The organism is Bradyrhizobium sp. PRIMUS42, from assembly GCF_023006515.1.
In the GTDB taxonomy this organism is placed as follows: Bacteria; Pseudomonadota; Alphaproteobacteria; order Rhizobiales; family Xanthobacteraceae; genus Bradyrhizobium.
The window spans coordinates 48,843-58,361 of the sequence record NZ_JALBGZ010000004.1; the positions used below are offsets into that span (position 1 = coordinate 48,843).

Sequence of the window (9,519 nt, forward strand, 5' to 3'; positions counted from 1 at the left end):
ACCCCTGGATGACGACAAGGAATTGGAACGATCACATGGCCTACAAGAATTTCAGGATTGAGACAGACGTCGACGGCATTGCGCTGGTGACGTGGGATATCCCCGGAAAATCGATGAACGTCATCGACGACACATCCGGCGCCGAGCTTGCGGCGATCATCGAGCAGATGACATCAGATGTGGCGGTCAAGGGCGTCGTTGTCACATCCGGCAAGGACGCGTTTTGCGCCGGCGCGGATTTGACGATGCTTGAAGCGATGAACCGTACTCACGGGGAGATGTTGAAGTCGCAAGGCGAGGAAGCGGCGAACAAATACGTGTTCGGTGAGGCGCGCAAATTGTCGCAATCATTCCGAAATATCGAGGTTGGTGGCAAGCCGTGGGTTGCCGCGATCAATGGAACGGCGCTCGGCGGCGGCTTCGAACTGGCGCTTGCCTGTCACCACCGCATAGCGTCCGACAATCCAAAAGCCCGTGTTGGGCTGCCGGAGGTCAAGATTGGAATTTTCCCCGGGGCCGGCGGCACGCAGCGCTTGCCGCGCCTGATGCCGACCATGGACGCCGTACAGATGCTGTTCAAGGGCGAGGCCATTGATGTCAAGAAGGCCCAAGCCCGCGGTATCATCGGAGAGGTGGTGCCTGCTGGGGATCTGATTCAGAAGGCGAAGGACTGGATCAAAGCCGGCGGCAAGGCGGTCGCGCCCTGGGATCAGAAAGATTTCAAGCTGCCTGGTGGTACGGTCTACTCGAAAACGGGTTTGCAGTTCTTCCAGCCTGCGACCGCGATGCTGCGCCGGGAGACTTACGACAATTATCCGGGCGCACGGGCAATCCTGCAGTGCGTCTACGAAGGCCTGCAGTTGCCGATGGATACGGCGCTGCGCGTCGAGTCGCGGTACTTCTCAAAGATTTTGCGCTCGAAGGAAGCGGCGGCGATGATCCGCTCGCTCTTTATATCGATGCAGGATCTGAACAAGGGTGCGCGCCGTCCGCAGAAGGTGCCGCCGACAAAGGTGAAGAAGCTCGCAGTCATCGGTGCAGGTTTCATGGGCGCCGGCGTCGGCTACATTTCCGCTCAGGCGGGAATCGATGTGGTGCTGATCGATCGCGACCAGGCCTCGGCCGACAAGGGCAAGGGCCACGCCCAGGCGAACGTCGAGGCGGCAGTTTCCAAGGGGCGCATGAATCAAGCCGACGGCGACGCGATCCTCTCGCGCATTACCGCCACCGCAGATTACAACGCGATAAGCGATTGCGACCTGGTGATCGAGGCGGTGTTCGAGGATCGGAAGGTCAAGGCAGAGACCTACGCCAAAGCGCAGCCGCTTTTGAAGAAGGGCGCGATCTTTGCGTCGAACACCTCCACGCTGCCGATCAATTCGCTGGCTGAGGAGTTCAAGGATCCGTCTAAGTTCATCGGGATCCACTTCTTCTCTCCAGTCGAGAAGATGATGCTGTCGGAAATCATCGTCGGCAATGACACTGGAGACGTGGCGCTGGCCACCGCACTCGACTACGTGCGCCAGATCAAGAAGACGCCGATAGTCGTCAACGACTCTCGTGGCTTCTACGCCAACCGTTGTGTGATGCTCTTCCTCTTCGAAGGATATGAGATGTTGCTCGAGGGCGTGCCGCCCGCGATGATCGATAACGTCGCCAAGATGGCCGGCATGCCGGTCGGGCCGCTCTCACTCAGTGATGAAACCGCGCTCGATCTTGGGCTTAAGATCTTGAGGGCCACCGAAGCCGATGTCGGCACGCAGGCGGTCAATCAGGATCACAAGAAGTTGCTGGTCGAAATGGTGGAGAAGCGCGGGCGCCTCGGCCGAAAAAATGGCAAGGGCTTCTATGATTATCCCGACAAGGGAAAGGGACAAAAGAAGCTATGGTCGGAGCTGACCGTGATGCAGCCTAAGCGGCTCGATCCGGATACGCTCGACGTCGAGGAATTGAAGCAGCGGTTTCTCGTGGTCCAGGCCGTGGAAGCCGCGCGCACCGTGGAAGATAACGTCATCACCGATCCGCGGGAGGCCGACGTCGGCTCGATTCTCGGATTCGGGTTCCCGCCATTCACCGGGGGCACGCTGTCCTACATCGACTTCATGGGAACGAAAAAGTTCGTCGAGCTGTGTCTGAAGCTGGAAAAGAAGTATGGTTCGCGCTTCACGCCACCAAAGCTCTTGATCGAAATGGCCGCTAAAGGCGAAACGTTCTACGGTCGCTTTACACCGAAAAAGGCGACGGCGGCATAGCGGCGTCGATATCCGTCTGAGCTCGCAGCGGGGCAACCGTCAATCCGGTGCCCCGCTTGATCGAACGGCCCGTTTCATTGTCGGGCGAGAGGGAATGTCTTCCGCTAAGCCGCCTTGAATTATCGAAAGAGCCGCTCTTTCGTTCGCGGGGTGACGGAGCGAGCACATCACACTGTCACCAAGGAGCTTGGCCGTTTGACGACCCCCATCCGGGTCGCTCCGACAGCGTTCCTCGTTCGGGGAAGCGGCCGATGAGGCGATAGATGCGAATCTCGAATTCCAGCCAGGTCACTGTTCCGCTGCTCCCTGATTTGGCGGGGCGATAGTCCACACCACTGCGATACGGCGCGGGAGAATGAGCTCGATTCCGAGAAGCCGAGAAGGTGACCGATACGAGAAACACCGACATCTGTCTCGGAGAGCATGATTAGAGCTTCAGCCATCCGATAGGCATCGAAAAGTTCAGAGAAGCTCGTGCCGGCTGAACTTAAACGGCGCTGGAGCGTGCGAGGTGAACAGCCGACTTCGCTGGCGACGGAGTCGATATTGGCTGCACCCGGACCGAGCTTTGCGACCGCTGCCTGCACCCTTTGGCAAAGGGCATCCATTTGACGGAGAGCGCCAAGCAAAGTCTCAGCGTAAGCGATATTGATGTCGCACAAGGATCGATCCGCTCCGGATCTTAGTGTTTTCAGTGCCTTGGCATCGTAGTCGACGGAAGCGTATCGCGCGCCAAAGCAAACGTCGCATTTAAGGGTTTCAGCGAACGAGGCCTGATCGGCCTCTGGCCGACCAACGAGATGAACAAGCGTAGGCTGCGGACCGCTCGCGACGATACAAGCGATGATCGCATCGGTATGAAGCACATCCATCGATACGGCGTCCCAGTTCGGTTTATACAGCATCCGAACCGCTCCTCCCGTGGATTGCGTCGTGAGCTGGCCGCCCTCGCTCAGCAACGCCTGATAGCGCAACAGGTGCTGAATAGATTCGCCAAACGTAGGGCTGTGCGCTGTGATGACCGCGATCACATTGGTGGCGTGTATAGGCAGGGAGCTGCCGACCTTGACCCCGAGCAGAGGATCATCCGAAAGAAGCCGGGCGCGGCCCCAAATGGTTCTTGTTGGAGAGAGCTCAATGCGGCTCGTGTCGGGAAATCTGCCGTCCACGATGCCGCGGACACCGAGCGTCAGTCGTGTTCTCTCCAGGCCCTGTCGTTCAAGGCCGTCGAGAATTGCGTTGAACCAGCATGAGGCTACGGTAAGAGCTGTCAAGACGATGGTTCTCCCCGCGGAGCGCGGTCGAATGATATCAGTATTTTGACAAGCATGGCCATGCTCTTCTTATCGGCCTTCGGATTTTCTCGTAGATTCTCGGTCGCAGCGACCACGTGCGCGAATGACAGTTCGGTAGTGGCCTGCTCCAGGGGGACCTTCCACGCGATCGTTGCGGGTCGCAGGAGCAGTGATGCGGTCGCTGCAGGCGAGAGGGACTGGAACGCGGTGGCCGAAAGCCGTCATAAGTTGTTAAGCTATCGCCGGAGGGGACTGGCAAGGCGGCAAGTGGCGCGCTACCTGCGTCCAGGGCGCCGCGAAGCTCCCGTGGACAAAAGACGACAGTATGCGGCAGGCCTTTCGCGGCCGAAGGCCTTCCATCCGAAGCGTTTGCGGTGCAATCGAGCCTTTCGGCCGCAACGGCAGGCTGAGCTGTCGCGTGGACTGGCGGCGGATGCAGTGCCTTTGGCTGTGCAAGTTGGTGCGCGGGGCACCTTTCGTAAGCCGCGGGGATCAATTCGCTCTTTTGCGGCCGAGCTCCCAGGAGCGCCCAGTATCGCGGCCAGCGGATTGGCCGCGGCCGCCGGCACGATGCAATCGCACTCAAATGACCTCAAGCGCCGTTCGCAAAGTCCGCGACGGTGAGTTCGGCGGTCTCGTGCTGGGGTGCGGCCTACGGATCAATAGGCCTCGGCTTCGCCCGCGTGGTAGCGCTTTCCGACATCTCGTTCACATCAGATAGCCACACACGTGGCCGTTTCAATTCCCGTTCGGCGTCAATGCCCTTTGGAAGCCAGGACCTTCTTCATCCAAGCCTCTTCCTCCCCGACCTTTGGAAGAATGAATCCGGCCTCCATCACGTTGTCCGGATTTACTTCATCGAGACCAGCGATGATGTCGGAGGTTGGGACATCCAGCACACGCGATACGAGTGATGAGTATTCTGCAAGGAGTTTCGCTTTGGCCTCGGCGTCTCGTCCTTCGCGAATGGTTGTCGCTATCAGCAGTCTCTTTGCCGGCGTCCCGCCCACAAACACGCTCTCCGATTCTTCGAAGACGACGTTGACTAGCCATCTGGCTCCGCCCGCCACACGCAAGTGCATTTCCACCAACGCTTCGGCGATCTCATGCTTCTGTTCGGAGCTGATCGCGCCGCGTTCACTCATGATCCTGTAGATTGGCATGTCGTCTCCTGCCGCCTTGCCGCTTTTTGAAGTTGTGCGGAAAGATATCACGCCCCAGCAGCGCGGGTTCTATGGCCGTACGCGCCAAAAAATTGACGTTGTGCGCCAACTCTTATGTTTCGTTTTACCGTCCGACGATCGCATGCTCCAATCGAGGTAACAGACATTGATCGCTTCCGATTAAACGGAAGTGGCAGGATTTATCGGAGGAATCCATGTTGGGCTTAATGCAGGACTGGCCTTTGCTGTGTCAGCGGATCATTGATCACGCCGCAGCTTGCCACCCAAATCGCGAGGTGGTGACTCGGTCGATCGAAGGGCCGATCCATCGGACCAATTACGGCGAAATCAGAAAACGTGCGCTAAGAGTTGCCCAGCGGCTGGATCGCGACGGCATTGTGCTTGGCGATCGGGTAGCGACATTGGCCTGGAACACTTGGCGACACATGGAGCTCTGGTATGGGATCATGGGGATCGGCGCCGTTTGCCACACCGTGAATCCCCGCCTGTTTCCCGAACAGATTGCATGGATCATCAATCACGCAAAGGACAGAATTCTCTGTACTGACGTCACATTCGTACCGCTTCTCGAAAAGCTGTCGGCACACCTCGGATTCGTTGAGCGCTTCGTCATACTAACGGATCGCGAGAACATGCCGAACACGTCCTTGCGGGGAGCCATTGCGTATGAGGACTGGATCGATAGCGTCGACGGCGACTTCGCCTGGAAGTGCTTCGACGAGAATACCGCCGCTGGCCTGTGCTACACGTCGGGCACCACGGGGAATCCGAAGGGTGTCCTGTATTCTCATCGGTCAAATGTACTTCAGTCGCTGATGACCGCCCAAGTAGACGTGATGGGCCTGAGCTGTAACGATACCGTCCTTCCGATCGTTCCGCTATTTCATGCCAATAGCTGGGCATACGTATTCCAGGCGCCAATGGTGGGCAGCAAGATTGTCTTCCCTGGCGCGAAGCTCGACGGCCCATCCGTATATGAGCTGCTCAGGGACGAGAACGTGACGTCGACGGCAGGTGTCCCGACGGTCTGGCTCATGCTTCAACAGCATATGGAATCGGAAAACTTGCGGCTGCCGTCGCTCAAAAATCTGACTATCGGTGGGGCGGCGCCTCCACCTGCGATGATCGAAGGATTTGAGCGAATCGGAATCGCTGCACGGCAGGGCTGGGGTATGACGGAGATGGGGCCTGTCGGTTCGATCGGGTACCTGAAGCCGCCATTCGAAAAGCTGAATGGCGCCGAAAGGCTTGCCCAGCTTTCAAGCCAAGGTTTTGCACCGTTTCTCGTCGAGATGAAGATCACCGACGACGCCGACGCGAAACTTCCCCGCGACGGAAAAGCATTTGGTAGACTGAAGGTGCGTGGCCCAAGCGTCGCCAAGGCGTACTTTGGCTTGAATGACCAAATTTTGGACGAGGAGGGCTACTTCGACACAGGAGACGTCGCAACGATCGACGAGCACGCGTACATGCGCATAACCGATCGATCTAAGGACGTTATCAAGTCAGGCGGCGAATGGATATCGTCGATCGCGATCGAGAATGTCGCCGCCGCGCACCCTTCCGTGCAGGAGGTTGCGGTGATTGCCGTCCCACACCCGAAATGGGGCGAAAGGCCGCTTCTCGTGGTCCAGATCAAGACGGGGGCGGAGGCGTCCAAAAGCGCCATTCTTGCGTATCTCGAGGGCAAGATCGCGAAGTGGTGGATGCCTGACGACGTCGTGATGGACTCAATCCCCCATACGGCGACGGGGAAAGTCAAGAAGTCAGAGCTTCGTGAGCGCTACCGCAATCACCAACTTCCCGGCGCATCGGCTTCCTCCCGCCCGCTGCCTGATAGCGAAACGTCCAAGTCAGGGCGAGCCAGCCGGCACAGTTGAGATCTGTCACCGCGCGAGCGGTGACGATCCGCAATTCATGGATGAATTGCGTGGCACCACAAATTGATCTGTTCAGCCTTCTTCGGGCCAAATATTCACGCGAAGTGAAAAGCCTGTGCTTGGCTTGCCCGCTCTCAGTGCACTCCAGAGCGCTGGACCGGTTAGGGCAATCGAACGAAGAGATGGGTGCGACGTAGATGAGCCATACTCCCGAGGGGCCCGTCCGGCGAGTTACGATTCCGATGCTCGAGTTTTGGAAGCGGGATGGTCGACGACTGGTTATGACCACCGCCTACGACGCGGTGGCCGCCCGCATAGCTGATCCCGTCGTCGATGTCATTCTCGTCGGCGACAGCGTGGGTAACGTTTGTCTCGGATACGATAATACGCTGCCGGTCAGCATGGCCATGATGAATCACCACCTCGAAGCAGTTGCACGAACGAGGCCGAGAGCCCTGCTGGTGGCCGATATGCCGTTCCTCAGTTTCCATCTCAGCATCGAAGACACGATACGCAATGCCGGCGGGTTTCTGCAGCGTGGAGCCGACGCCGTGAAACTCGAGGGCGGAGCGAAGCGTCTCGAAATGGTTCGCGCCTTGGTCGATTGTGAGATTCCGGTTATGGGCCATCTCGGCCTGACCCCGCAGAGCGTCAACGTGATGGGCGGATTCAAGGTGCAAGGTCGGAAGGCGGACGATGCTTTGCGGCTGCTCGACGATGCTCACCGTCTGCAGGAGGCTGGTTGCTTCGCGCTCGTTCTGGAGGGAATACCGGCCGAGCTGGCAGCCCGAGCGACGGAAACGCTGACGATTCCTACGATCGGTATCGGAGCGGGGCCGGCCTGTGCGGGCCAGGTTCTTGTGCTCCATGATCTGCTCGGCCTGGTCGAAGGCCGTCGCCCGAGGTTCGTTCGCACCTACATGGACGGCTTTGGCCAGTTGCAAGAGGCACTCTCACGCTGGGCTGCGGATGTCCGGGATGGCGCATTCCCCTCTGCAGACGAGTCCTATCGTCTTCCTGAAGGCGCGGGCCCTGCCATCGCCAACTGGACACCGTCTCGCCCGACTTGAGGCGGATCAGACCTCGCGACTTTCTGCGCGATGAGGAGATCTGTCGAAATACGGGTGTCGCGATTCTCTTCGCGGCGGAGGTGCAGTGGGCGAGGCGAGGAATAGTGCTGCGGTTTCCATCTGGTCCATGACCGGCGTCTAATGCATCATGCGTTCGCGCCATGTTTTAGCCTAGTAGGTCTATGGTTCGTGCGAACGCGCTATCTTCGACACGCATTCCGGTCGTAAAGAACGACAGCGGTACGTGGGATTGCATCGCTCCGCGCTCACAGACGAATGCCTGCCGGATCCAGATCCGCGGTGTCCTATTCATTGGTGAGTAGGGCGATATGCAGATTTTTGATTGCCCAGATTTCCGCTAGGCCTTTAGTCCTCTGAAACGTCCCAGCGACCGCTTCTGTTAGTGGCTTTACAATGGCTGACCTTCGCATTTTTTCGTATCTGCCGAACCCAAGAGTTTGGAAGGCGACCATTGCGGGCAGATTCGCCGGAGTTGAAATCGAGATCAAAGGCGCTCTGGCGAAAGAATTGAAGAGCTGGCTTTGGGATTACAACGCCGCCCCCGTGGCTTCCTACGAATGGCACGCTTACTCGCCACTCGCTCGAACTGGAAGGGTAGGGCTGACAGGAGAGCGCCTGTTCAAGACAGAAGCGTTCATGGATGCCCACCCGTTCGGCAACGTTCCTGCGGCGTTCGCTCCCGGCGGAAAAATCGGCATCTTCGAATCGAATAGCATCATGCGAGCGGTGGCACGCCTGAGCAAGACCGATTTCCCTCTCTATGGGCAAGATGCTTACGAGGCTTCAAGGATCGACAGCTTCCTGGATGTGAGTCTGATTTTTGCGCGGGACGCTCAGATCTACCTTCTCGCGCTGTCGGACGGGACACTGGACGCGACGGTCCACGCGAGAGCTCAAGAAGCGTTTTCGATCTACGCGTCGGGACTTGAGCAAGCGCTCTCGTCCGCCAGCCAGGTGCTGGTCGGCGACAACATTTCCCTCGCCGATATCTGCTTCGCCACTGAGTTTGCTCTTTTCATGAACGAACATTCTCGACGGCGTCAGCTGGAGGAGATGGGCCTAAGCAGAATACTTCACCGTGGTGTCCGAAACGAGTATCCGCGCATGATGAGACACTTCGGTCGTCTGTTGAAGCACGAGAATTTCTCTGCAGACCTTGGATCATACGTAGATAAGCTGTCCGCAGCGGCAGCCTGACGCGACGGCATGCAGTACTGTCCACAACTCGACTCGCCGCGTTCGCCGTGGGTTTATGAAATCGTACTTGAGGGCGCCGCCGGAGGGCCTATGAAGATCGCCGTTGCCAAGGAAATCGATCCGTCGGAGCCGCGGGTCGCCGCTTCGCCTGATACGGTGAAGAAGTTTAAGGCGTTGGGCGCCGAGATCGCCGTCGAGCCGGGCGCCGGCCTCAAGTCGGGCCTGCCGGATTCCGAATTCACCGCCGTGGGCGCCACCGTCAGCGCCGACGCGCTGAAGGATGCCGACATCATCATCAAGGTGAAGCGCCCCGAGGCGTCGGAGCTGTCGCAGTACAAGCGCGGCGCGCTCGTCGTGGCCATCATGGATCCCTATGGCAACGAGGCCGCGCTGAAGACGATCGCCGATGCCGGCGTCTCCGCCTTCGCGATGGAGCTGATGCCGCGCATCACGCGCGCGCAGGTGATGGACGTGCTGTCCTCGCAGGCGAACCTTGCCGGCTACCGCGCCGTGATTGAAGGCGCCGAGGCCTTCGGCCGTGCCTTTCCGATGATGATGACGGCGGCCGGCACCGTGCCCGCCGCGAAGGTGTTCGTGATGGGCGTTGGCGTCGCCGGCCT

Annotated in this window: 5 protein-coding genes and 2 pseudogenes; 5 read left to right on the forward strand and 2 right to left on the reverse strand. The window is 58.9% G+C overall.

The features are described 5' to 3' along the window. Nucleotides 1-35 precede the first annotated feature (35 nt). On the forward strand, nucleotides 36-2,252 hold the full coding sequence (locus MOV75_RS01485; RefSeq protein ID WP_246917175.1) for a 3-hydroxyacyl-CoA dehydrogenase NAD-binding domain-containing protein: 2,217 nt from the start codon (nucleotides 36-38) through the stop codon (nucleotides 2,250-2,252). 167 nt (nucleotides 2,253-2,419) lie between these two features. On the opposite strand, the gene MOV75_RS01490 is transcribed toward MOV75_RS01485, so the two are convergent. Both MOV75_RS01490 and MOV75_RS01495 read right to left on the reverse strand, forming a co-directional pair. Further along, nucleotides 2,420-3,526 carry an AraC family transcriptional regulator gene (locus MOV75_RS01490; RefSeq protein WP_247004589.1) on the reverse strand — a complete coding sequence of 369 codons (1,107 nt, stop codon included), beginning with the start codon at nucleotides 3,524-3,526 and terminating at the stop codon, nucleotides 2,420-2,422. Nucleotides 3,527-4,302: 776 nt separating this feature from the next. Beyond that, complete coding sequence (locus MOV75_RS01495; RefSeq protein ID WP_246917169.1) at nucleotides 4,303-4,710, reverse strand: tautomerase family protein; 408 nt, start codon at nucleotides 4,708-4,710, stop codon at nucleotides 4,303-4,305. A 215-nt stretch (nucleotides 4,711-4,925) separates the two neighbouring features. Between MOV75_RS01495 and MOV75_RS01500 the strand changes: the two are divergent. The 4 genes and pseudogenes from MOV75_RS01500 to MOV75_RS01515 form a co-directional block, all read left to right on the forward strand. Further along, a pseudogene (locus MOV75_RS01500) lies at nucleotides 4,926-6,548 on the forward strand (long-chain-fatty-acid--CoA ligase); the annotation flags it as partial. 260 nt (nucleotides 6,549-6,808) lie between these two features. Further along, nucleotides 6,809-7,681 (forward strand): 3-methyl-2-oxobutanoate hydroxymethyltransferase, encoded by an 873-nt coding sequence (panB, locus tag MOV75_RS01505; RefSeq protein ID WP_246917163.1) that lies wholly within the window; start codon nucleotides 6,809-6,811, stop codon nucleotides 7,679-7,681. A gap of 414 nt (nucleotides 7,682-8,095) precedes the next feature. Continuing rightward, entirely contained in the window at nucleotides 8,096-8,899 is an 804-nt protein-coding gene (locus MOV75_RS01510) for a glutathione S-transferase (RefSeq protein WP_246917158.1), read from the forward strand. A gap of 90 nt (nucleotides 8,900-8,989) precedes the next feature. Then, nucleotides 8,990-9,519: pseudogene (locus MOV75_RS01515) on the forward strand (NAD(P)(+) transhydrogenase (Re/Si-specific) subunit alpha); the annotation flags it as partial.